The sequence below is a fragment of the Micromonospora marina genome (assembly GCF_900091565.1).
GTDB lineage: Bacteria > Actinomycetota > Actinomycetes > Mycobacteriales > Micromonosporaceae > Micromonospora > Micromonospora marina.
The window spans coordinates 52,337-74,583 of the sequence record NZ_FMCV01000022.1 but is presented as its reverse complement, the minus strand read 5'-3'; the positions used below and the strand labels follow the sequence as shown (position 1 = coordinate 74,583).

Here is a 22,247-nt window from a genome sequence, read left to right as displayed (position 1 = left end):
CGGCTCACCCGGCCCGTCCCGCTGCCCGGACCGGGCCCGGGGGCGGGCATCCGGCCGTCCGGCAGCGCTTAGGCTGGGCGGATGGTTGATCGCAGCGACCCCGAACCGACCGAGGCGAGCATTCAGCGGGCACTCGGGCGGGCCGCCACCGGCCGGGCGCTCGACGCCGGCGAGGCGGGCGCGCTGATCGCCGCTCGCGGGCCGATGCTCGACGAACTGCTCCGGATCGCCTCCGACATCCGCGACGCGGGGCTGCGCGACGCCGGGCGGCCGGGCGTGGTGACGTACTCGAAGAAGGTCTTCATCCCGCTGACCCGGCTCTGCCGGGACCGCTGCCACTACTGCACGTTCGCCACCGTGCCGCACCGGCTGCCCGCCGCCTACCTGGAACGCGAAGAGGTGCTGGCGATCGCCCGCGAGGGCGCCGCGCAGGGCTGCAAGGAGGCGCTGTTCACGCTCGGCGACCGGCCCGAGGAGCGGTGGCCGGCGGCCCGCCGGTGGCTGGACGAGCGGGGGTACGACTCGACGCTGGACTACCTGCGCGCCTGCGCGGTGGCGGTGCTGGAGGAGACCGGCCTGCTGCCCCACCTCAACCCGGGCGTGCTCACCTGGTCGGAGTTGCAGCGGCTCAAGCCGGTCGCGCCCAGCATGGGCATGATGCTGGAGACCACCGCCACCCGGCTCTGGTCCGAACCGGGCGGCCCGCATCACGGTTCGCCGGACAAGGAACCGGCGGTACGCCTGCGGGTGCTCGACGACGCCGGCCGGGTCGGGGTGCCGTTCACCACCGGCATCCTGATCGGCATCGGCGAGAACCGGGCCGAGCGGGTCGACGCGATCTTCGCGATCCGCCGGGCGATGCGGGAGTACGGCCACCTCCAGGAGGTGATCGTGCAGAACTTCCGCGCCAAGCCGGACACCGCGATGCGCGGCATGCCCGACGCGGAGCTGCACGACCTGGCCGCCACGGTGGCGGTGGCCCGGGTGCTGCTCGGCCCGAAGGCCCGGATCCAGGCGCCGCCGAACCTCATCGCGGGCGAGTACGACCTGCTGCTGCGCGCGGGCATCGACGACTGGGGCGGCGTCTCCCCGGTCACGCCGGACCACGTCAACCCCGAGCGGCCCTGGCCGCACCTGGACGAGCTGGCGGCGCGCACCGCGGGTGCCGGGTTCACGCTGCGGGAGCGGCTGACCGTCTACCCGGAGTACGTCCGGGCGGGCGAGCCGTGGCTGGATCCGCGCGTGCTGCCGCACGTCAGCGCGCTCGCCGACCCGGCCACCGGGCTCGCGGTCGAGGCGGCCCGCCCGGTGGGACGGCCCTGGCAGGAGCCGGAGGAGGTCTACGGTGGCCGCACCGACCTGCACGTCACCATCGACGTCTCCGGCCGGACCGACGACCGGCGGGGCGACTTCGACAGCGTGTACGGCGACTGGGCCGAGGTGGCCGGTAAGGTGGCGCCGGAGGCACGCGCGGGCGTACCAGTGGGTGGTGGCGCGGACGCCGACCTGCGCGCGGGCCTGCGGCTCGCAGCGGGCGACCCGGCCGCGCTGCTGACGCCGGCGCACGAGGCCAAGGCGCTGGCGCTGTTCGGCGCGGACGGCCCGGCACTCGACGAGCTGTGCCGGCTGGCCGACGACGCGCGCCGGGACGCGGTCGGCGACGACGTGACCTACGTGGTCAACCGCAACATCAATTTCACGAACGTCTGCTACGTGGGCTGCCGGTTCTGCGCGTTCGCCCAGCGGGAGAGCGACGCCGACGCGTTCCGGCTCTCCCTGGAACAGGTCGCCGACCGGGCCGAGGAGGCGTGGACGGCCGGCGCGACCGAGGTCTGCCTGCAGGGCGGCATCGACCCGAAGATGCCGGTGACCGGCTACGCCGACATCGTGCGGGCGATCAAGGCGCGGGTGCCGGACATACACGTGCACGCGTTCTCCCCGATGGAGATCGCCACCGCCGCCGCGAAGGCCGGGGTGCCGGTGCGGGAGTGGCTGCTCCAGCTCCGCGAGGCCGGGCTGGACACCATCCCGGGGACCGCCGCCGAGATCCTCGACGACGACGTGCGCTGGGTGCTCACCAAGGGCAAACTGCCGGCCTCCGCCTGGGTCGACGTGGTGAGCACGGCGCACGAGCTGGGCATCCGGTCCAGCTCCACGATGATGTACGGCCACGTGGACCACCCGACCCAGTGGCTGGCCCATTTCCGGGTGCTGGCCGGGGTGCAGGACCGTACCGGCGGGTTCACCGAGTTCGTGGCGCTGCCGTTCGTGCACACCAACGCGCCGATCTACCTGGCCGGCCTCGCCCGCCCGGGTCCGACCTGGCGGGAGAACCGGGCGGTGCACGCGATGGCCCGGCTGCTGCTGCACGGCCGGATCGACAACATCCAGTGCTCCTGGGTGAAGCTCGGCGACGCGGGCACGGTGGAGATGCTGCGCGGCGGCTGCAACGACCTGGGCGGCACGCTGATGGAGGAGACGATCTCCCGGATGGCCGGCTCGGGCAACGGCTCGGCGCGTACCGAGGAGCAGTTGCGGGCCGTCGCCACGGCCGCCGGCCGGCCGTTCCGCAAGCGGACGACCGCGTACGGTCACGCCCGCGCCTGAGGTCGAACCTTCCCCCGCCGCCCGCCGTACCTGTGGATGCCGGCGGCGGTTTCGGCGAGGACCGCCGCCGGTAACCCCGAACCGGGGCCCGGCGGTGTCCGGGTGCCCGGCCCGCTGCGGCGCTGCGGCGCCGGTCCGGAGAGGCTGCCGATGAGCACTGACGACACCACCGACGCGCCGAAGCGGCGGACCTGGAAGCGGTTGACCCGCAGGCAGACGCTCACCGCCGCGGCGAGCGCGACACTGGGCGCCGCCGCCCTCACCGTGCCGGGCCTGTCCGCCGCGCAGAACGCCCCTACGGCGAGCCGGGGCGACGAGCCGATAGTGGTCCATCTCCGTGACGCCGCAGCCGGCGTCATGGACGTCTTCGTCGGCACCGACCGGGTCGAGGTACGCGATCGCGGCCTGGCCGACCGTCTGGTGCGCGCCGCCGGCCGGCGCTGATCCCACCCTCCGCCGGCGCGGGCTCCCGGCGCCGGTTCCGCTTTCCGTTCCCCGACGAAGGTGCGTCCGCCATGTCCTCTCACCGCGAGGCCCCGGAGATCGCCAAGGATCCGGTCGCCGACAGTTCCGACCTGTACGCGTTCGTCACGCCGAGCCAGCCGGACACGGTCACGTTGATCGCCAACTACGTGCCGCTGCAGCTTCCCTCCGGCGGCCCGAACTTCTTCGAGTTCGGCGACGACGTCCGGTACGAGATTCACATCGACAACGACGGGGACGGTTATCCGGACGTCACCTATCGTTTCGAATTCATTACCGAGATCACGAACCAGAACAGTTTTCTCTACAACACCGGGCCGATCGAGTCGCTGGAGAGCAGGAACTGGAACCGGCGGCAGTTCTACCGGCTGACCCGGATCGCGGACGGCCGGGCGCGGGTGCTGGCGCACAAGCTGCCCTGCCCGCCGTGCAACGTCGGACCACTGTCCACGCCGAACTACCAGAACCTGGTCCGGCAGGCGACGTTCAAGCTGTCCACCGGCGAGAAGGTCTTCGCCGGCCAGCGCGCCGACGGCTTCTTCGTCGACCTGGGCGCGGTGTTCGACCTGGGTACGCTGCGGCCGTTCCAGCAGTTGCACGTCGCCGGCAAGAAGCTGTTCCGGACCGAGGGCGAGCCGGTGAACGCGCTGGACCGGCTCAACGTGCACAGTCTCGCCGTTCAGGTGCCGCTGGGCCGGGTGCGCCGCAAGGCGGCCCGTTACGGCTCCGCCGACCGCGCCTCGACGATCGGGGTCTGGACCAGCGCCTCCCGGCAGCAGGTGCGGGTGCTGGGTGACCGGGTCGCCGCCGACACCGCCGCCGGCCCCTTCACACAGGTGTCGCGGCTCGGTAACCCGTTGTTCAACGAGGTCATCGTGCCGATGTCCAGGAAGGACGTGTGGAACACGCTGCCGCCGTCGGAGGACAAGCGGTTCGCCGGATTCGTCGAGCGGCCCGAGCTGGCCGCGCTGCTGCCCGCCCTCTACCCGGGTGTGTTCCCCAACCTGGAGGCGCTGAACAAGTCCGAGAAGCCGCGCGCCGACCTGGTGGCGATCCTGCTGACCGGCGTCCCGGCCGGACTGATCGACGGCTTCGCCAACACCACAGGCGACGTGCAGGCGGACATGCTGCGGCTGAACACGGCGATCCGACCCAGCCGCAGGCCGGACCGGTTCGGGGTGCTCGGCGGCGACCTGGCCGGCTTCCCCAACGGCCGCCGACCCGCCGACGACGTCGTGACGATCGCGCTGCGCGCCATCGCCGGGCTGACCGTGCCGCTGGTCGACAAGACGTTCCGGCCGGACGCCGCCGCGGCGGCGGTGACGCCGGGCCTGAGCGCGGCCGACGTCACCGCGCCGTTCCTGGCCGACTTCCCGTTCCTCGGGACGCCGTACGACGGATTCGGCAACCCGCAGGCGAAGAAGTCCTGACGGGAGCGGCTGATGTCACACCACCACGATCTCGGCCCGTCGGAGGTCGGCAGCGTCGTGCTCGACCTGGGCGGCGACCGGGGCGCCCTGATCATCCACACCGGGCGGGACCTGCGCGGCCGGGAGATCGAAATCAGCCGCGTGGGCCTCGACGGCCCGCGGACCCACTCTGCCGTACGCGAGCGGCACGTCCGCGACGGGGTGTTCCACAGTGCCGTCTACCCGGATCTGGAGGCGGGTGTTTATACCGTCTGGTGGGACGAGAGTACGTCCGCCGGCGCGGTCTCGGTCACCGGCGGGTCCGTCGCCGAATTCGTCTGGCCCACCAGCTCGCCGGCCCGCGTGGACTGAGTCGTCAGTCGCGCCGAACCCGCGTCCCGTCCACATGATGGACGGGACGCGGTCGGCGTTGGACGGCCCGACGGGCGGTGCCGCGGGAAGCGGGTTACCCTGTGCCCCACCAATTCTGATCTTGGTACGAGCGGCCGGCGGGGGCGTCCGGCCGGCCTGTCGGCGATACGCCACGGCAGAAAACTTCCGGCAACTCGCCGGGGAGGGCGTTACTCGTCCGGGGTCTGAATCGATAGGGCAGGTTGCGAGGCTACGGGCGGCCGCGGCGGTCGTCCCGGACGTGTCGGGAGGGCGACTCCATTATCAAGTTTGGCTTGACGGCGCACGCATTACACGCGTGTAATTTGAATGGGGTTGTTCGCACGGAACGCAACAAATAGTGACCGTACGGACAGGCACGCCTTTCGCGTGGGGGGTTGCAGCGGCGAATGACGCCGGTGCGCGACAAGGAGGCAATCGATGGACGGCCAGCTCGAGGTGGCCGACCTGCTCGGGAACGCGCCGGAGTGGCAGGAGCGAGCGCTCTGCTCGCAGACCGACCCGGAGGCGTTCTTTCCCGAGAAGGGCGGCTCGACCCGCGAGGCGAAGCGCATCTGCTCGCGGTGCGAAGTGAAGACGGAATGCCTGGAGTACGCGCTCGGCCACGACGAGCGGTTCGGAATCTGGGGTGGCCTCTCCGAGCGGGAGCGGCGCAAGCTCAAGCGGCGGGTCGCCGCCTGATCCACGTACGGGTCCACGGGCGGTGGGGGCCGCCCGGACCCGGACCCGGGTCGCCGTCCGGCCGGCGCGTCCGGCCGGAGGGCGGCGCCCCGTCGTCAGGCCAGCTCGTCCGGGTCGACCCCGAGCAGATTCGCCACCTGCTCGATGATCACGTCGTGCACCAGGTCGGCGAGGTCCTCGCGGTCCATCGCGCGGAACTCCAGCGGCCGCCGGTAGAGCACGATCCGCGGCGGCACCTCCTGGCGGCCGGGCCGCCCGGGCAGCAGCCGGGCGAGTGGCACCTCGCCGTCCTCCAGCACGTCCGAGTCGTAGACGTTCAGATCCGGCGGGACGTCCTCGACCGCGAACTCCACCCCGGCCAACTCCTTGGCGAACCGGCGTTCGAGCGTCTCCACCGTGTCGAGCACCAGATCGTCGAAGACCTCGGCCTTCGTCCGCGCCAGGGGCACCGTGGCCGGCACCAGTCGCCCGCGCAGCCCGCGACCGTGCCGGTCACGGTGGGTGCGCCGGCCGGAGCCGGGGCGGCGGTTCTGGGGGCTCGTCATGACGCACAGGGTAGCCCGGGCCGGCGGTCCACCCGCCGTCGCGCGGCCGTCCGGCGTGCCGGTGCGCCGAACGAAAGAATTGTGATCACCATGACGGGCGTGTCGTAACGCGAAGCGGTGCGCCGGACCCGGTAATGGGGATACCCTGCCGCCGTGAGGTCACCACGGCGCTGCTCCCGTAACGGCTGCCCCCGGCAAGCGGTCGCCACATTGACCTATGTCTACAACGAGTCGACGGCGGTGGTGGGGCCGCTCGCGGCGTTCGCCGAACCGCACACGTACGACCTGTGTGAGCCGCACGCCCGCAGTCTGACCGCCCCGCGCGGCTGGGACGTGGTGCGGCACGAGGGCGAGTTCGAGCCGCCGCCGCCCACCACCGACGACCTGGTGGCGCTGGCCGAGGCGGTACGCGAGGCCGCCCGCCCGGCTCCGCCCCGTCCCCCGGAGGACGAGCCCACCACCAAGCCCCACCAGAGCCCCCAGCAGGGCCGCCGAGGCCACCTCCGGGTGATCCCGCCGCCGCACCACTGACCCACCCACCACCGACCCGCGCCATCGGTCGACCGTGAAGGTCGCGCTGGTCGGCCACGTGCCAGCCAGGTCAAGGTCAACACCAGCACGGGGAGGTGGGGCCATCCCACCCGCCTGGACCCCGCCACCACCCCGAACTGGCGTCGATCCGCGCCCGTCCACAGCCCGGTCTACCCGGTGCCCACGATCGCCACGTGGCGTCCGTGTCGCCGGGCAACCCGGCTCGCGGGGTCAGCCGTTCGTCCAGGCCGGACAGCCGGTACAGACAGGTGCCGGTAGTCGGTCATCGGCGTCAGAGCCGCGACCACGCCTCGGTCAGCACCGCGCGCAGGATCTGCTCGATCTCGTCGAAGTGCTGCTGGTCGGCGATCAGCGGCGGGGCGAGCTGCACCACCGGGTCGCCCCGGTCGTCGGCGCGGCAGTAGAGCCCGGCGTCGAACAGCGCGGTGGACAGGAAGCCGCGCAGCAGCTGCTCGGACTCGGCCTCGTCGAACGTCTCCCGGGTCGTCTTGTCCTTGACCAGCTCGATGCCGTAGAAGTAGCCGTCGCCCCGGACGTCGCCGACGATCGGCAGGTCGTGCAGCCTCTCCAGAGTGGACCGGAACGCGCCCTCGTTGGTCCGGACGTGCCCGATCAGGTCCTCCCGGGCGAACACCTCCAGGTTGGCCAGCGCCACCGCGCAGGAGACCGGGTGGCCGCCGAACGTCACGCCGTGCGCGAACATGCCGGTCTCGGTGAGGAACGGCTCCATCAGCCGCTCGCTGGCGATCATCGCGCCGAGCGGGGCGTAGCCGGAGGTGATGCCCTTGGCGGTGGTGATGATGTCCGGCTGGTAGCCGTACCGAACGGCGCCGAAGTACTCGCCGAGCCGGCCCCAGGAGCAGATCACCTCGTCGCTGACCAGCAGCACGTCGTACGCGTCGCAGATCTCGCGTACCCGCTCGAAGTAGCCGGGCGGCGGCGGGAAGCAGCCGCCGGAGTTCTGCACCGGCTCCAGGAAGACGGCGGCGACCGTCTCCGGCCCCTCCCGCTCGATCGCCCGGCCGATCTCCTCGGCGGCCCAGCGGCCGAACGCCTCGGCGTCGTCGCCGTGCTCCGGAGCCCGGTAGAAGTTGGTGTTCGGCACCTTGATGCCGCCGGGCACCAGCGGCTCGAAGTCGGTCTTGATGCCGGGCAGGCCGGTGATCGACAGCGCGCCCATCGAGGTGCCGTGGTAGGCGATGTACCGGCTGACGACCTTGTGCTTGGTGGGCTTGCCGGTGCGCTTGAAGTAGGCCCGGGCCAGCTTCCACGCCGCCTCGACGGCCTCGGAACCGCCGGTGGTGAAGAAGACCCGGTTCAGGTCACCGGGGGTGAGCGTGGCGATCTTCTCGGCCAGTTCGACCGCCTTCGGGTGGGCGTACGACCAGAGCGGGAAGTAGGCCAGCTCGCCGGCCTGCTTGGCGGCGGCCTCGGCCAGCTCGGTGCGGCCGTGGCCGGCGTTGACGACGAACAGCCCGGCCAGCCCGTCCAGGTAGCGGCGGCCCTGCGCGTCCCAGACGTACGCGCCCTCGCCCCGGACGATCGTCGGAACCTCGCCGGCGGGGTAGCTCGCCATGCGGGTGAAGTGCATCCACAGGTGGTCGGTGGCGTTGGCCATGTCAGCCCCATCGGGTCTCGGGCCGGTCAGGGGTGACACCGGCCGCTCTGCCCACGGTTATCCCACAGGCGATGCCGATAAGGCAAGCGAGTCGGCGTCATCGCGACGGATTCAGCGCCATATCACTTCCGTGTCAACGGAATCCGCATCAGGCGGTACCCCAGCTGTAGGTCTGCTTGCGCAGCTTCAGGTAGACGAACGCCTCGGTGGAGAGCACCCCGGGCACGCCGCGCAGCTTCTGCAGGATCTCCAGCAGGTGCGCGTCGTTGCGGCAGACCACCTCGGCCAGCAGGTCGAACGAGCCGGCGGTGATCACGACGTAGTCGATCTCCTCGAACTCGGCCAGCCGGTCCGCGACGGGTTCCAGGTCGCCGTCGGTGCGCAGCCCGATCATGGCCTGGCGGGGGAAGCCGAGCTGGAGCGGATCGGTGACCGCGACGATCTGCATGACGCCCGCGTCGAGCAGCCGCTGCACGCGCTGGCGTACCGCCGCCTCGGAGAGGCCCACCGCCTTGCCGATGCTCGCGTACGGGCGGCGCCCGTCCTCCTGGAGCTGCTCGATGATCTGCTTGGCCACGTCGTCGAGCAGAGCGTGGTTGGCCCCTTCACGCACGGTGACCCGGCGGTTGCCGTTCCCGATCTCCTGGTGCCGGTTGACCATCGACGCTCCTCGTGTCCGATTCTCCGTGGTGAGCGTAGTGCCCCGCGCAGTCTGGCGTATTTCGTGGCGACTGGCTATTCCGGCAACGGAATCCCTTGTGAGAGAGGTTTTCTCATGTCAGGATCAGTCGTCCATCGCCACTGACCCTCCCGCCGGCGCGCCGCCCCCGTCCCGCCGCCGACGATGCCCCCCCAAGGAGTCGTCACATGCGTAGTCCCCTCCGGACCCTCACCCGGCGTGGTCTGCTCACCGGGACCGTCGGCTCGGCCGCGCTGCTCGCCACCGCGGGCACCCTGGCCGGCTGCGGGACCAAGGGCGCCCAGCAGACCGAAGCCGGCTGCAAGAGCGAGGATCTGTCCGCCACCGAGAAGAAGGTCGCCTTCTCGAACTGGCCGCAGTACATGGACACCGACGAGAAGGACGAGTCCAAGCGCCCCACGCTCGACGCGTTCGTCGCCGCCTCGGGCATCCAGGTGACGTACACCGAGGACGTCAACGACAACAACGAGTTCTTCGGCAAGGTGCGCAACCAGCTCGCCGGGTGTCAGAGCACCGGCCGGGACATCATGGTGCTCACCGACTGGATGGCCGCCCGGATGATCCGCCTCGGCTGGGTGCAGAAGCTGGACAAGTCGAAGATGCCGAACGTCGAGGCGAACCTGCTGCAGTCGCTGCGCGGGCGCTCCTTCGACGCCGAGACCCAGCTCGCCGTCCCGTGGCAGTCCGGGCTGGCCGGGCTCGCGTACAACGCCAACGTCACCAAAGAGATCCGCACCGTCGACGAACTGCTCACCCGCCCCGACCTCAAGGGCAAGGTGACGGTGCTGTCGGAGATGCGCGACACCATCGGCCTGCTGCTCCAGTCCCTCGGCCACGACCCGGCCGAGTTCACCGCCGCCCAGTTCGACGACGCGCTGAACAAGCTCAAGAAGGCGGTGGACAGCAAGCAGATCCGGCGGTTCACCGGCAACGACTACGCGCCCGACCTGGCCAAGGGCGACATCGCCGCGTGCATCGGCTGGTCCGGCGACGTGGTCCAGCTCGGCTTCGAGGACGAAAAAATCAAGTTCGTGGTGCCCGAGTCCGGCGTGATGCTCTGGTCGGACAACATGCTGGTGCCGAACAAGGCCACCCACAAGGCCAACGCCGAGGCGTTGATGAACCACTACTACGACCCGGCGGTGGCGGCGAAGCTGGCCGCGTACGTCAACTACATCTGCCCGGTGCAGGGCGCGCAGGCCGAGATGGAGAAGATCGACCCGGATCTGGCCACCAACCCGCTCATCTTCCCGGACGACGCGATGCTGTCGAAGGCGAAGGTCTTCATGGCGCTCGACGAAGCGCAGGAGAAGGAGTACGAGACCAAGTTCCAGCAGGTGATCGGCGCGTGAAGGGGCAGCAGCCCCCGGCCGGTGACCTGCGACTGGTCGACCTGACCAAGCGGTTCGGCGTCTTCACCGCCGTCGACGACCTCACCCTCGCCGTCCCGCAGGGCTCGTTCTTCGCCCTGCTCGGCGCGTCCGGCTGCGGCAAGACCACCACGCTGCGGATGATCGCCGGGCTGGAACAGCCCACCAGCGGGAAGGTGCTGCTCGGCGAGCAGGACATCGCCGGGCTGCGACCGTACAGGCGGCCGGTCAACACCGTGTTCCAGAGCTACGCCCTCTTCCCGCACCTGGACATCCACGAGAACGTGGCGTTCGGGCTGCGCCGCCGCGGCATCCGCAAGGTGGGCGACCAGGTCGAGCGGATGCTCGCGCTGGTCCAGCTCGAAGGGTACGGCCGGCGCCGCCCGGCCCAGCTCTCCGGCGGGCAGCAGCAGCGCGTCGCGCTGGCCCGGGCGCTCATCAACCACCCACAGGTGCTGCTGCTCGACGAACCGCTCGGCGCGCTCGACCTCAAGCTGCGCCGGCAGATGCAGATCGAGCTGAAGCGGATCCAGACCGAGGTGGGCATCACGTTCGTGCACGTCACCCACGACCAGGAGGAGGCCATGACGATGGCCGACACGGTCGCGGTGATGAACGCCGGCCGGATCGAGCAACTCGGCGCACCCGCCGACATCTACGAGTACCCGGCCACCGCGTTCGTGGCGAACTTCCTCGGTCAGTCCAACCTGCTCGCCGCCGACGCCGGCGGTCGCGCCGCCGACGACGTGCTGGTCACGGCGCACGGCGCGCGTTACTCCGTGCCCGCCGGCCGGGCCCGGCTCACCGACGGTCCGGCCTTCCTCGGCGTACGTCCGGAGAAGCTGCACCTGGCCGACGGCCCGGACCGCGTGCCGGCCGGGCACCAGCACGTCGGCGGCGTCGTCACCGACACCTCCTACGTCGGGGTGAGCACCCAGTACCTGGTGCGCACCGCGTGGGGCAGCGAACTGTCCGCGTTCGCCGCTAACAGCGGGCTGGGCGGGCGGCTCGCCGTCGGTACGGCGGTGACCGCGCACTGGGATCCGCGGCACGCTTTCCTGCTGCCTCGGGCCGCCGGTGCGGACGACCAGACCGCGCCGCTGCTCGACGGGCCGCCGGTGGGTGCGCTGCCATGAGCGAGCGCAGTGAGCGAAGCGGAGTGGCGGCATGAGCGCGCTGGCCCACGTACCGGCCTCCGCCGGGAAACCGGCGCCGCCGCCGGTGCGGCGCGGACGCAGCCGCCTCCTGCCGTACCTGCTGCTGCTGCCCGGCGCGGCCTGGCTGCTCGTCTTCTTCGCGCTCCCGCTGGTGCAGCTCGCCTCCGCCAGCCTCTACGACCCGTCCGGCTCGCTCACCACCGGGTACGCGATGACCTGGGCGTTCGGCAACTACCCGGACGCGTTGCAGGCGTACTGGCCGCAGTTCTCCCGGTCCTTCCTCTACTCGGCGATCGCGCTGGTGCTCGCGCTGCTGATGGGCTATCCGCTGGCGTACGCGATCGCGCAGAAGGCCGGCCGGTGGAAGAACCTGCTGCTGGTGGCGGTGGTCGCGCCGATGTTCACCAGCTTCCTGGTGCGCACGCTGGCCTGGAAGACCATCCTGTCGGACAACGGCGCGCTCGTCGGGCTGCTGCGCGACGTGCACCTGCTCGGCCCGGACGGCCGGCTACTGGCCACCCCGATCGCGGTGGTGCTCGGGCTGACGTACAACTTCCTGCCGTTCCTGGTGCTGCCGCTGTACGCGAGCCTGGAGCGGCTCGATCCCCGGCTGCTGGAGGCGGCGAGCGACCTGTACGCGAGTCCGCTGCGCGCGTTCGCGAAGGTCACGCTGCCGCTTTCTATGCCCGGCCTGATCGCCGGCACGCTGCTGTTCTTCATCCCGGCCACCGGCGACTACATCAACGCCGAGCTGCTCGGCACGCCGAACGAGTACATGATCGGCAACGTCATCGACTCGGCGTTCCTGGTCCGGTTGGACTATCCGCAGGGCGCGGCGCTGTCGTTCCTGCTGATGGCCGCGATCCTGGCGATCGTCTTCGTCTATCTGCGAAAGGCCGGCACGGAGGAGGTGCTGTGATGAGCGCGAGGAGCGCAGCGAAGTGGAGCCCCGCAGTCGCGAATGGAGGCAGGCTCTGATGCGGCGCTGGCTCGCCGACCGGTGGGTGATGGGCGTGGCTCTGCTCGTCCTCGGCTACCTGACGCTGCCGATCATGGTGGTGGCCGGTCTGTCCCTCAACCGGCCCTCCAGCCGGCTCTCCTACGACTTCAACGAGTTCACGCTCGACAACTGGAAGCAGCCCTGCGCGACAGCTGACATGTGCGACGCGGTGGTGCGCAGCATGCAGATCGGCCTGATCGCCACCGCCGCCTCCACAGTGCTCGGCACGCTGATGGCGTTCGCGCTGGTCCGGCACAGCTTCCGCGGCCGGTCCGGGCTCAACGGGCTCATCTTCCTGCCGATGGCCACCCCGGAACTGGTGATGGGCACCTCGCTGCTCGCCCTCTTCGTCGCCGCCGGGGTGCCGCAGGGCTTCTGGACGATCGTCATCGCGCACGTCATGTTCTGCGTGTCGTTCGTCGTGGTCACAGTGAAGGCCCGGCTCGCCGGCATGGACCGGCGGCTGGAGGAGGCCGCGATGGACCTGTACGCCAGCGAGTGGCAGACGTTCCGCCGGATCACGCTGCCGCTCGTGTTACCCGGCATCGTGGCCGCCGCGCTGCTGGCGTTCTCGCTCAGCTTCGACGACTTCATCATCACGAACTTCAACGCCGGCACCACCGTCACGTTCCCGATGTACGTCTGGGGCGCCTCGCAGCGGGGCATCCCACCGCAGGTCAACGTGATCGGGACGGCCATGTTCGTGATCGCGTTGCTGCTGGTCGGGGCCAGCTCGCTGCGCGGGCGGCGGGCGCGACGGGCCGCCCTCGCGATGATCGCCACACCTGCGGGCAAGCCATGACACTCCCGCATACCGGCCGGGCGCTGGCCGACGCCGCGCCCGTGCCGTACTGGCTGGACCGGTCGGAGCGCCCCGACCCGCTGCCGCCGCTGTCCGGGTCGCACGCCGCCGACCTGCTCGTGGTCGGCGGCGGGTACGCCGGGCTGTGGACCGCGCTGCTGGCGAAGGAGGCCGACCCGGACCGCGACGTGCTGCTGGTCGACGCGGGCACGTGCGGCTGGGCGGCGTCCGGGCGCAACGGCGGGTTCTGCGCCGCGTCGCTGACCCACGGGCTCGCCAACGGCGTCGAGCGGTTCCCCGGCGAGATCGACGAGCTGGAACGGCTGGGCCGGGAGAACCTGGACGCGATCGCCGCAGCCGTGGCGAAGTACGACATCGCCTGCGACTTCGAGCGCACCGGCGAACTGGCGGTCGCGGTCGAGCCGTACCAGCTCGACGGGCTCGCCGCCGACGCCGAACTGGCCCGCCGGTACGGCCACGACGTGCGGCTGCTCGACCGCGACGAGGTACGCGCCGAGGTGGCGTCGCCGACGTACCTGGGCGGGATGTGGGACGCCGACCGGGTGGCCCTGCTCGACCCGGCGAAGCTCGCCTGGGGGCTGCGCCGGGCGGCGCTCGACCTGGGCGTACGCGTACACGAGCACACCCGTGTCACCGGCCTGGCCCGCGACGGAGCCGGGCTGCGCGCCACCACGGCGGGCGGCGCGGACGCGGCGTTCGGCGCGGTCCGGGCGCGGCAGGTGGTGCTGGCCACGAACGCGTTCCCGCCGCTGCTGCGCCGGCTGCGCTCCTGGCTGGTGCCGGTCTACGACTACGCGCTGATGACCGAGCCGCTGACCGCGGCGCAGCGCGACGCGATCGGCTGGCGGAACCGGCAGGGGCTCGCCGACACCGGCAACCAGTTCCACTACTACCGGCTCACCGCCGACAACCGGATCCTGTTCGGCGGCTACGACGCGATCTACCACTACGGCAACCGGGTGGCGCCCGCGCTGGAGCAGCGCGAGGCCACCTTCACCACGCTCGCCTCGCACTTCTTCACGACGTTCCCGCAACTCGACGGGCTGCGGTTCAGCCACCGCTGGGGCGGCGTCATCGACACCTGCACCCGGTTCTGCGCGTTCTTCGGCACCGCCTACGAAGGCCGCCTGGCCTACGCGGCCGGGTTCACCGGGCTCGGCGTCGGCGCGACCCGGTTCGGCGCCCGCGTCACGCTCGACCTGCTCTCCGGCACTGACACCCCGCTGACCCGGCTCGACCTGGTGCGCCGCAAGCCGCTGCCGATCCCACCGGAACCGGCCCGGTCCGTGGGCATCAACCTGACCCGCTGGTCGCTCGCCCGCGCCGACGCGCGCGACGGGCGGCGCAACCTCTGGCTCCGTACTCTCGACCGTCTTGGACTGGGGTTCGACTCCTGATGCGTATCCTTCTCGTCGGCGCCGGTGGCGTCGGCTCCGCCGCCGTTTCCGTCGCCGCCCGCCGTTCCTTCTTCGAGACCATGGTGGTCGCCGACCACGACCCGGCGCGGGCGGCGCGGGCCGTCGCCGGGCACGGCGACCGGTTCGTCGCCGCCACTGTGGACGCGTCCTGCGCCGACGCGGTGGCCGCGTTGTGCCGGGAACACCGGATCACGCACGTGCTCAACGCCGTCGACCCGCGCTTCGTCATGCCGATCTTCGACGGCGCGTTCGCCGCCGGGGCCGACTACCTGGACATGGCGATGTCGTTGTCCCGGCCGCACCCCGAGCGTCCCTACGCCGAGACCGGGGTCAAGCTCGGCGACGAGCAGTTCGCCGTCGCGCAGCGGTGGGCCGCCGCCGGGCGGCTGGCGCTGTGCGGCATCGGCGTCGAACCGGGCCTGTCCGACGTCTTCGCCCGCTACGCCGCCGACGAACTGTTCACCGAGATCGACGAGATCGGGGTACGCGACGGCGCGAACCTCACCGTCGCCGGGTACGAGTTCGCGCCGTCGTTCTCCATCTGGACCACCATCGAGGAGTGCCTCAACCCGCCGGTGATCTGGGAGGCCGGGCGCGGCTGGTTCACCACCGAACCGTTCAGCGAACCGGAGGTGTTCGACTTCCCGGCCGGGATCGGCCCGGTCGAGTGCGTCAACGTCGAGCACGAGGAGGTGCTGCTCATCCCCCGTTGGGTGCCGGCGAAGCGGGTCACCTTCAAGTACGGCCTCGGCGCCGAGTTCATCGAGGTGCTGCGAACGCTGCACAAGCTCGGGCTGGACTCGACCCAGCCGGTGCGGGTACGCGGGGTCGACGTGTCGCCGCGCGACCTGGTGGCCGCCGCGCTGCCCGACCCGGCCACGCTCGGCGACCGGATGAGCGGCAGGACGTGCGCCGGCACGTACGTCACCGGCACCGGACCGGACGGTCGGCCGCGCCGGGTCTACCTGTACCACGTGGTGGACAACGAATGGTCGATGGCCGAGTACGGCCACCAGGCGGTGGTCTGGCAGACCGCCGTCAACCCGGTCGTCGCGCTGGAACTGCTCGCCACCGGCGCCTGGTCCGGCACCGGCGTGCTCGGCCCGGAGGCGTTCCCGCCGACCCCCTTCCTCGACCTGCTCACCGGCTACGGTTCGCCGTGGGGGATGGAGGAACGATGACCCGGTACGGCCCGATGTACGGTCCCGACGTCACGTTCCTCGGCGTGCCGCCGTGCACGGTCGAGGAACCGGTCACGTACGCCGACGCGGACGTGGTGATCATCGGGGCGCCGTTCGACGGCGGCACCTCGCACCGGCCGGGCACCCGGTTCGGGCCGTCCGCCATCCGGCAGGCCTGCTACCTGCCGCACGACGGCTCCCGCCCGTCGCTGGCGCTGCGCGTGGACGCGCTGACGGACCTGTGCGTCTACGACGCCGGCGACGTGGAGATGTTCGGCGGCGACATCGAGCGCTCGCTCGCCGCGCTGGAGACCGCCGTGCACACGGTCGCGTCAACCGGGGCGATCCCCGTGGTGCTCGGCGGCGACCACTCCATCGCGTTGCCGGACGCCACCGGGGTGGCCCGGCACCACGGGCTCGGTCGGGTGTCGTTTGTGCACTTCGACGCGCACGCCGACACCGGGGACGTCGAGTTCGGCTCGCTGCACGGCCACGGCCAGCCCATGCGGCGGCTCATCGAGTCCGGTGCGGTACGCGGCGACCGTTTCCTCCAGATCGGGCTGCGCGGCTACTGGCCCGGCCCGGACACGCTGGCGTGGATGGCCGAGCAGCGGATGCGCTCGTACGAGATGACCGAGATCGTGGCGCGTGGGCTGGACTCCTGCCTGACCGAGGCGTTCGGCATCGCGACCGACGAGTGCGAGGGCGTGTTCCTCTCCGTCGACGTGGACGTGGTCGACCCTGGCATGGCGCCGGGCACCGGCACACCGGAGCCGGGCGGGTTCACCTCCCGGCAACTGCTCGACGCGGTCCGCCGCGTCTGTTACGAGCTGCCGGTGGTCGGGCTGGACGTGGTCGAGGTCGCCCCGCCGTACGACCACGCCGACATCACCGCGTACCTGGGCAACCGGGTGGTGCTGGAGGCGCTGTCCGCGATAGCCCGCCGCCGTCGCGACGCCGAAACCGGAACCCCGTGGAACCCCACCCAGCCGCTCCTGGACGACCGATGACAGCTACCCCGACATGTTTAGCTCGGGCTATAGTCGGGCCATGGGTGTGGACGGGAAGCGCTGGTCGGTCCGGGTGACCGGAGAGGTCCGGCACTGGCTGCGCGACCTGCGGGACCACGATCCGGCGTCGTACGAGAGCGTCCGGGTCGCGGTGGACAAGCTGGCCGAGTCGCAGGCGGTCCTCCTGGTCGCCGGCAACAAGGCGGGCAACTGGACCCGCTGGTACCGGCAGCACATCCCGGCGGCGGAGGTTGCCTACAAGGCTTGGCTCGACAGCGAGCGCGAGCGAAGGGGGGAGTCGTGACGGAGTTCTATCACTGGGACGAGGTCCGCGCCGAACTCGGCGGTGACGACGAGGCATACGAGGCGGAGCGCGCCCGGACCGACGCGTGGGTGAGTGCGTTCCACCTGGCCGAGGAGCGCAAGCGGCTGGGGCTCACCCAGCGGCAGGTCGCCGAGATCATGGGGGTCACGCCGGGCCGGGTCAGCCAGATCGAGAACGGCGACCTCGACGTCAACGAGGTGGCCACGCTGAGCCGATACGCCAACGCGCTCGGTGCCCGGCTACGGATCAACTTCGACTACGGCGACGACCTCCGGCAGATCGCCTGACCGGAGGCCGTCGACCCGGTCAGGGGTGGGCGCAGCGGGGGCGTAGGCGTACGCGTTCGGTGGTCTCGGTGATCGAGTTCGGCTCGACCACCAGGCGGGCGATGGTGGTGGCGGGGCCGGGGCGGAAGGTGCCCTGGTCGGCGGGGATGGTCGCGGTCCAGGTGCCGGCGGTGCGTTCGTCGGTGCACGCGCCGATCACGCCGAACCCGAAGCCGGTGACCGACCCTCGCCGTACCCGCTGGTCGAGGTGCACCTCGATGTACGCGAGGCCGCGCTCGGCGCCGCAGTCGAACCGACCGCCGACGGTCGCGGTGTGCGCCCGTACCTCGGCGGCGCCGAACCAGTTGACGGAGATACGGGGTGAGGCCGCCGGGGCCGCGACGGCGGCGCCCGGCGCGAGCCCGAGCGTGGCGGCGGTGGCCAGGGCGGTGAGGCCGGCGGCGAGCACTGGTTGTCGGACCGGGTTCATGCGCGGTCTCCTGTCGGGCGGTGGTGGAACGCGACCCGGTAGCGACTTGAGCGGTGGTGGGACGCGGACTCCGAAGTGGACGGCGTCAGCATCCCACCGCCGCGATGCCCGCGAGCTGCAAGATCTCGGACAGATCAGCGGTTCAGGTGGGAGCGGATGAGGAAGCGGACGCCCTCCGGCGCCTCCAGGGAGAAGCCGCTGCCCCGGCCGGGCACCACGTCGACGGTGAGCCGGGTGTGCTGCCACAGCTCCCACTGGGCCTTCGACATCCAGAACTCCACCGGCTCGGGCACCCCGTCGACGGCGAGCGAGGCGAGCAGCACGTCCGAACCGCCGGTGCGGAACTCACCGGCCGGGTAGCACATCGGCGCGCTGCCGTCGCAGCAGCCGCCGGACTGGTGGAACATCAGCGGACCGTGCTGCCCCCGCAGCGACCGGATCAGGTCGGCCGCCGCGGGGGTCACCGTCACCGGCTCGCCCATCAGAAGAAGCCCAGCTTCTTCGGCGAGTAGCTGACCAGCAGGTTCTTGGTCTGCTGGTAGTGCTCCAGCATCATCTTGTGATTCTCCCGGCCGATGCCTGACTGCTTGTAGCCGCCGAACGCCGCGTGCGCCGGGTAGGCGTGGTAGCAGTTCGTCCACACCCGGCCGGCCTGGATGGCCCGCCCCGCCCGGTACGCGGTGTTGAGGTCCCGGGTCCACACACCCGCACCGAGCCCGTACAGGGTGTCGTTGGCGATCTTCACGGCGTCGTCCAGGTCGGCGAAGGAGGTCACCGACACGACCGGGCCGAAGATCTCCTCCTGGAAGATCCGCATCGAGTTGTCGCCCTCGAAGACGGTCGGCTTGACGTAGTAGCCGCCGGACAACTCGCCGCCGAGGTCCGCCCGCTCCCCGCCGGTGCGGACGCGAGCGCCCTCCTGCCGCCCGATGTCCAGGTAGGACAGGATCTTCTCCAGCTGGTCGTTCGACGCCTGCGCGCCGACCATCGTGTCGGTGTCCAGCGGGTGCCCCTGCTTGACCGCCTTCGTCCGCTCGACGGCGGCGGCCAGGAAGTCGGAGTAGTGGCCCTGCTGGATGAGCGCCCGGGACGGGCAGGTACACACCTCGCCCTGGTTGAGCGCGAACATGGTGAAGCCTTCCAGCGCCTTGTCCAGGAAGTCGTCGGAGGCGGCGCTGACGTCGTCGAAGAAGATGTTCGGGCTCTTGCCGCCCAGCTCCAGCGTGACCGGCTTGATGTTCTCACTGGCGTACTGCATGATCAGCCGCCCGGTGGTGGTCTCGCCGGTGAACGCCACCTTCGCCACGCGCGACGAGGACGCCAGCGGCTTGCCCGCCTCGACGCCGAAGCCGTTCACCACGTTCACCACGCCCGGCGGCAGCAGGTCGCCGATCAGCGAGAGCAGGTAGTGGATCGAGGCGGGCGTCTGCTCGGCCGGCTTGAGCACCACCGCGTTGCCGGCGGCCAGCGCCGGGGCGAGCTTCCACACCGCCATGAGGATCGGGAAGTTCCACGGGATGATCTGCCCGACCACGCCCAGCGGCTCGTGGAAGTGGTAGGCCACGGTGTCGTCGTCGAGTTCGCCGAGCGAGCCCTCCTGCGCCCGGATCGCCCCGGCGAAGTAGCGGAAGTGGTCGATCGCGAGCGGGATGTCGGCGGCGAGCGTCTCCCGTACCGGCTTGCCGTTCTCCCACGTCTCGGCGATCGCGAGGGACTCCAGGTTGTCCTGCATCCGGTCGGCGATCCGGTTGAGGATCAGCGACCTTTCGGCGACCGACGTGCGGGCCCACGCGTCAGCCGCGCCGTGTGCCGCGTCGAGCGCCTTCTCCACGTCCTCGGCGGTGCCCCGGGCTACCTCGCAGAAGGTCTGCCCGGTCACCGGGGTCGGGTTCTCGAAGTACCTGCCACCGTGCGGCTTCACGTATTCGCCGCCGATGTAGTGGTCGTAGCGGGACTGCCAGTGGGTGGGGGCGTCGTAGCGCGTCACGGGTACCTCCGCCGTCCGTCTGGGTCGATGGCGGGCAGGCTAGTTGCCGGGACGTTGCAGGAACGTTGCGCGCGGCAGCGCGTACTCCTCGGCGAGCTGGCGGGCCCGCGCCACAGCGAGCGGCCGGCGGGGCGCGCCCGGCGGCAGCGAGCGGGCCAGGGCCTGCCAGGCGGCCAAGTCGTCGGCACCGGCCGCCGTCGCGGTCCAGGCCGCGAGCAGCCCCGGGTCGGCACCGGCCAGCACCGCGGCGCGCAGCTGGCCGTCGACCAGGCGGCGCAGTCGCGCGACTCCCGGCGCGTCCGACCGGGGCAGCAGGGGCCCGGGGTACGCGCGCAGCGCCGCCGCGGGATCGCCACGTTCCAGCAGTTCGGTGACGGTACGGAAGTCGGCGCGCACGGCCGGCCGCAGCCGGTACGGGCGGGAATCGAGCAGTTCCTCGCCGAGCACGCGGCGCAGCCGGGACAGTTCGGCGCGCAGCGTGACCGGCGGCCGCCTGTCGTCGTCGTACAGGTCGAGGCCGAGCTGTTCCCCGGTGCGCCCCTCGGGATGGCCGACCAGCAGCACCAGCAACTCGCTGTGCCGGCGGCCGAGCCGGATGCGCCGGCCCCCGACGCGCAGCTCCGCCTCGTCGCGGCCGAGCGCCGACACGTACGCCACGCCCGGGGCGGCGGGTGCGGCCCCGGCCAGGAACGCCTCGGCGGCCCGGGCGGTGGCCCGGACCAGAGCGAGGCTCTGCGGGTTGGCCAGATGGTCCCCGCCGGTGATGTCGACGGCACCCAGCAGGGCACCGGTGACCGGGTCGTGGATCGGCGCGGCGGCGCAGGTCCAGCGCTGCACCGGCCGGACGAAGTGCTCGGTGGCGAAGATCTGCACACCGTGGTCGACGGCGAGGGCCGTGCCGGGGGCGTTCGTGCCGGCGTGCGCCTCGTCCCAGCGGGCGCCCGGTACGAAGTTCATCCGCTCGGCGTGCCGCAGCACCCCGGGGTGGCCCTCCACCCAGAGCAGCCGCCCGGCGGCGTCACAGACCGCCATCAGGTGCGCGCCGTCCTGCGCGATGCCGCCGAGCAGGTCGCGGAACAGCGGCATCACCCGGGCCAGCGGGTGGGTGGCGCGGTAACTCTCCAGCGCGTCGTCGGTGAGGTCGACCGGAGCGGTGGCCTCCGGGTCGAGCAGCGCGGACCGCTCCCAGGAGCGGGCCACCACCTCCCGGACCCGGCCGGAGGTGGTGCCGGCGGTGAGGAACGCCTCGTGGGCGGCACCGACCTGCGCGATCCGCTCCGCCGGATCCGCGCCGAACTCGAGGGCGAGCCACGGGTCAGCCATCGGCGACCTCCTCGCGCCCATGGTGACCCAGCTCACCACTGATCGCCAATGCGCGGCGGCAGGCAGTGGCGTCCGTTCCGGAGTGCCACGCTCACGCTACGTTCCGTTGTCGTCCGCGAATCCGGGTGAACGGTCCGGCTCTCCCGTCCGTACCACGCGTCGAACGACGGCGACGACGGGAGATAACGTGATGGTGCAGCGTAAGCACGTGCTGGCGGCCACTGTGGCGGTGACCGCCACGGTGGCGGTCTCGGTGGGCACCGGACTCGGTTTCGCGGACACCGCGCCGGCCGCGCGGTCGGTCTGCACCGGGTCGGTGACCTTCTCGGCCGAGGGCGGCCCACCGGCCGCGACCAGCGACCGGTTCCCGGCGGGCACCCGGTTGCGGGTGACGAACCTGGACAACCGCAAGGTGGCCACGGTGACCGTGACCGGGCCGTCCGGGAGCTGCGTGCTGCTCAACGCCGCCGCCATGGACCTGGTACGCGAGCCGGGCAAGAACGTCATCCGCCGCAACGTGGTGGAACGCCTCGACGGCGGCGGCGCCCCGGCACCGGGCGCGCAACCGGGTGAGACCCGCCCGGGCGCGGCGCAGCCGATCGGTGGCAGCGTCTGCTCCGGCGCGCTCACGTTCTTCGCCGGGGGCGGAGCACCGGCCGCCACCAGCGGCCAGTTCCCGCCCGGCACCCGGCTGCGGGTGACGAACCTGGACAACAGCAAGACCGTGACGGTGACCGTCACCGGACCGTCTGGTAGTTGCGTGCTGCTGAACACGGCGGCAATGGACGCCATCCGCGAGCCCGGCAAGAACCTGGTCCGGCGCAACACCGTCGAGCTGATCCGCTGATCTCCCGGGTGGAACACCATGGGCCGGTCCTGGGGGAGATCGGG

23 protein-coding genes are annotated in these 22,247 nt (G+C 71.6%); 16 read left to right on the top strand and 7 right to left on the bottom strand.

Going from position 1 to position 22,247, the window contains the following annotated elements:
• Positions 1-81: 81 nt before the first annotated feature.
• From GA0070215_RS22210 to GA0070215_RS22190, 5 genes are all read left to right on the top strand, one after another.
• On the top strand, positions 82-2,607 hold the full coding sequence (locus GA0070215_RS22210; RefSeq protein WP_091049358.1) for a bifunctional FO biosynthesis protein CofGH: 2,526 nt from the start codon (positions 82-84) through the stop codon (positions 2,605-2,607).
• A 150-nt stretch (positions 2,608-2,757) separates the two neighbouring features.
• The gene (locus GA0070215_RS22205; RefSeq protein ID WP_026268407.1) at positions 2,758-3,051 is read left to right on the top strand and encodes a hypothetical protein; all 294 of its coding nucleotides are present in this window, start codon (positions 2,758-2,760) and stop codon (positions 3,049-3,051) included.
• Positions 3,052-3,122: 71 nt separating this feature from the next.
• On the top strand, positions 3,123-4,520 hold the full coding sequence (locus GA0070215_RS22200; RefSeq protein ID WP_018787546.1) for a DUF4331 domain-containing protein: 1,398 nt from the start codon (positions 3,123-3,125) through the stop codon (positions 4,518-4,520).
• A 12-nt stretch (positions 4,521-4,532) separates the two neighbouring features.
• The gene (locus GA0070215_RS22195) at positions 4,533-4,871 is read left to right on the top strand and encodes a hypothetical protein (RefSeq protein ID WP_018787547.1); all 339 of its coding nucleotides are present in this window, start codon (positions 4,533-4,535) and stop codon (positions 4,869-4,871) included.
• Positions 4,872-5,330: 459 nt separating this feature from the next.
• Positions 5,331-5,591 (top strand): WhiB family transcriptional regulator, encoded by a 261-nt coding sequence (locus tag GA0070215_RS22190; protein ID WP_013284161.1) that lies wholly within the window; start codon positions 5,331-5,333, stop codon positions 5,589-5,591.
• A 95-nt stretch (positions 5,592-5,686) separates the two neighbouring features.
• Here GA0070215_RS22190 and GA0070215_RS22185 read toward each other — a convergent pair whose 3' ends face one another.
• On the bottom strand, positions 5,687-6,136 hold the full coding sequence (locus GA0070215_RS22185; RefSeq protein ID WP_018787548.1) for a metallopeptidase family protein: 450 nt from the start codon (positions 6,134-6,136) through the stop codon (positions 5,687-5,689).
• Positions 6,137-6,289: 153 nt separating this feature from the next.
• Between GA0070215_RS22185 and GA0070215_RS22180 the strand changes: the two genes are divergently transcribed.
• Positions 6,290-6,667, top strand: coding sequence for a DUF3499 domain-containing protein (locus GA0070215_RS22180; RefSeq protein WP_026268408.1), 378 nt, complete (start codon positions 6,290-6,292; stop codon positions 6,665-6,667).
• 292 nt (positions 6,668-6,959) lie between these two features.
• Here the strand turns inward: GA0070215_RS22180 and GA0070215_RS22175 are convergent, their stop codons facing one another.
• Positions 6,960-8,306: an aspartate aminotransferase family protein gene (locus GA0070215_RS22175; RefSeq protein ID WP_091049354.1), complete on the bottom strand. Its 1,347-nt coding sequence runs from the start codon at positions 8,304-8,306 to the stop codon at positions 6,960-6,962.
• A 148-nt stretch (positions 8,307-8,454) separates the two neighbouring features.
• Positions 8,455-8,967 (bottom strand): Lrp/AsnC family transcriptional regulator, encoded by a 513-nt coding sequence (locus GA0070215_RS22170; RefSeq protein ID WP_018787551.1) that lies wholly within the window; start codon positions 8,965-8,967, stop codon positions 8,455-8,457.
• A gap of 206 nt (positions 8,968-9,173) precedes the next feature.
• Here GA0070215_RS22170 and GA0070215_RS22165 point away from each other — a divergent pair, with 206 nt between their 5' ends.
• From GA0070215_RS22165 to GA0070215_RS22125, 9 genes are read left to right on the top strand one after another with little or no spacing between them, the layout of a single operon-like run.
• Complete coding sequence (locus tag GA0070215_RS22165) at positions 9,174-10,358, top strand: polyamine ABC transporter substrate-binding protein (RefSeq protein ID WP_018787552.1); 1,185 nt, start codon at positions 9,174-9,176, stop codon at positions 10,356-10,358.
• A complete protein-coding gene (locus tag GA0070215_RS22160) occupies positions 10,355-11,512 on the top strand; it encodes an ABC transporter ATP-binding protein (protein WP_091049350.1) in 1,158 nt (385 codons plus the stop codon). The genes GA0070215_RS22165 and GA0070215_RS22160 overlap by 4 nt, the downstream gene beginning before the upstream one ends.
• 31 nt (positions 11,513-11,543) lie before the next feature.
• Positions 11,544-12,452, top strand: a complete 909-nt coding sequence (locus GA0070215_RS22155; RefSeq protein WP_091049346.1) for an ABC transporter permease — start codon at positions 11,544-11,546, stop codon at positions 12,450-12,452.
• Between the two features lie 58 nt (positions 12,453-12,510).
• Positions 12,511-13,335 carry an ABC transporter permease gene (locus tag GA0070215_RS22150; RefSeq protein WP_018787555.1) on the top strand — a complete coding sequence of 275 codons (825 nt, stop codon included), beginning with the start codon at positions 12,511-12,513 and terminating at the stop codon, positions 13,333-13,335.
• The gene (locus tag GA0070215_RS22145; RefSeq protein WP_091049343.1) at positions 13,332-14,753 is read left to right on the top strand and encodes an NAD(P)/FAD-dependent oxidoreductase; all 1,422 of its coding nucleotides are present in this window, start codon (positions 13,332-13,334) and stop codon (positions 14,751-14,753) included. Before GA0070215_RS22150 ends, GA0070215_RS22145 begins: the two co-directional genes overlap by 4 nt.
• Positions 14,753-15,955, top strand: coding sequence for a saccharopine dehydrogenase family protein (locus GA0070215_RS22140; protein ID WP_091049339.1), 1,203 nt, complete (start codon positions 14,753-14,755; stop codon positions 15,953-15,955). Before GA0070215_RS22145 ends, GA0070215_RS22140 begins: the two co-directional genes overlap by 1 nt.
• Positions 15,952-16,965, top strand: a complete 1,014-nt coding sequence (gene speB / locus GA0070215_RS22135; RefSeq protein ID WP_091049335.1) for an agmatinase — start codon at positions 15,952-15,954, stop codon at positions 16,963-16,965. The genes GA0070215_RS22140 and speB overlap by 4 nt, the downstream gene beginning before the upstream one ends.
• 40 nt (positions 16,966-17,005) lie before the next feature.
• On the top strand, positions 17,006-17,269 hold the full coding sequence (locus GA0070215_RS22130) for a hypothetical protein (protein ID WP_208600401.1): 264 nt from the start codon (positions 17,006-17,008) through the stop codon (positions 17,267-17,269).
• Complete coding sequence (locus GA0070215_RS22125) at positions 17,266-17,577, top strand: helix-turn-helix domain-containing protein (protein ID WP_091049328.1); 312 nt, start codon at positions 17,266-17,268, stop codon at positions 17,575-17,577. Before GA0070215_RS22130 ends, GA0070215_RS22125 begins: the two co-directional genes overlap by 4 nt.
• Positions 17,578-17,596: 19 nt before the next feature.
• Here GA0070215_RS22125 and GA0070215_RS22120 read toward each other — a convergent pair whose 3' ends face one another.
• The 4 genes from GA0070215_RS22120 to GA0070215_RS22105 form a co-directional block, all read right to left on the bottom strand.
• Entirely contained in the window at positions 17,597-18,046 is a 450-nt protein-coding gene (locus GA0070215_RS22120) for a hypothetical protein (RefSeq protein ID WP_091049325.1), read from the bottom strand.
• A 134-nt stretch (positions 18,047-18,180) separates the two neighbouring features.
• Positions 18,181-18,528, bottom strand: a complete 348-nt coding sequence (locus GA0070215_RS22115) for a DUF779 domain-containing protein (RefSeq protein WP_018787561.1) — start codon at positions 18,526-18,528, stop codon at positions 18,181-18,183.
• Entirely contained in the window at positions 18,528-20,033 is a 1,506-nt protein-coding gene (gene adh, locus GA0070215_RS22110) for an aldehyde dehydrogenase (protein WP_091049323.1), read from the bottom strand. The genes GA0070215_RS22115 and adh overlap by 1 nt, the downstream gene beginning before the upstream one ends.
• 39 nt (positions 20,034-20,072) lie before the next feature.
• The gene (locus tag GA0070215_RS22105; protein WP_091049320.1) at positions 20,073-21,356 is read right to left on the bottom strand and encodes a sigma-54-dependent transcriptional regulator family protein; all 1,284 of its coding nucleotides are present in this window, start codon (positions 21,354-21,356) and stop codon (positions 20,073-20,075) included.
• 190 nt (positions 21,357-21,546) lie between these two features.
• Here GA0070215_RS22105 and GA0070215_RS22100 point away from each other — a divergent pair, with 190 nt between their 5' ends.
• Positions 21,547-22,203, top strand: a complete 657-nt coding sequence (locus GA0070215_RS22100) for an RlpA-like double-psi beta-barrel domain-containing protein (protein ID WP_018787564.1) — start codon at positions 21,547-21,549, stop codon at positions 22,201-22,203.
• The last annotated feature ends 44 nt before the right edge of the window (positions 22,204-22,247 follow it).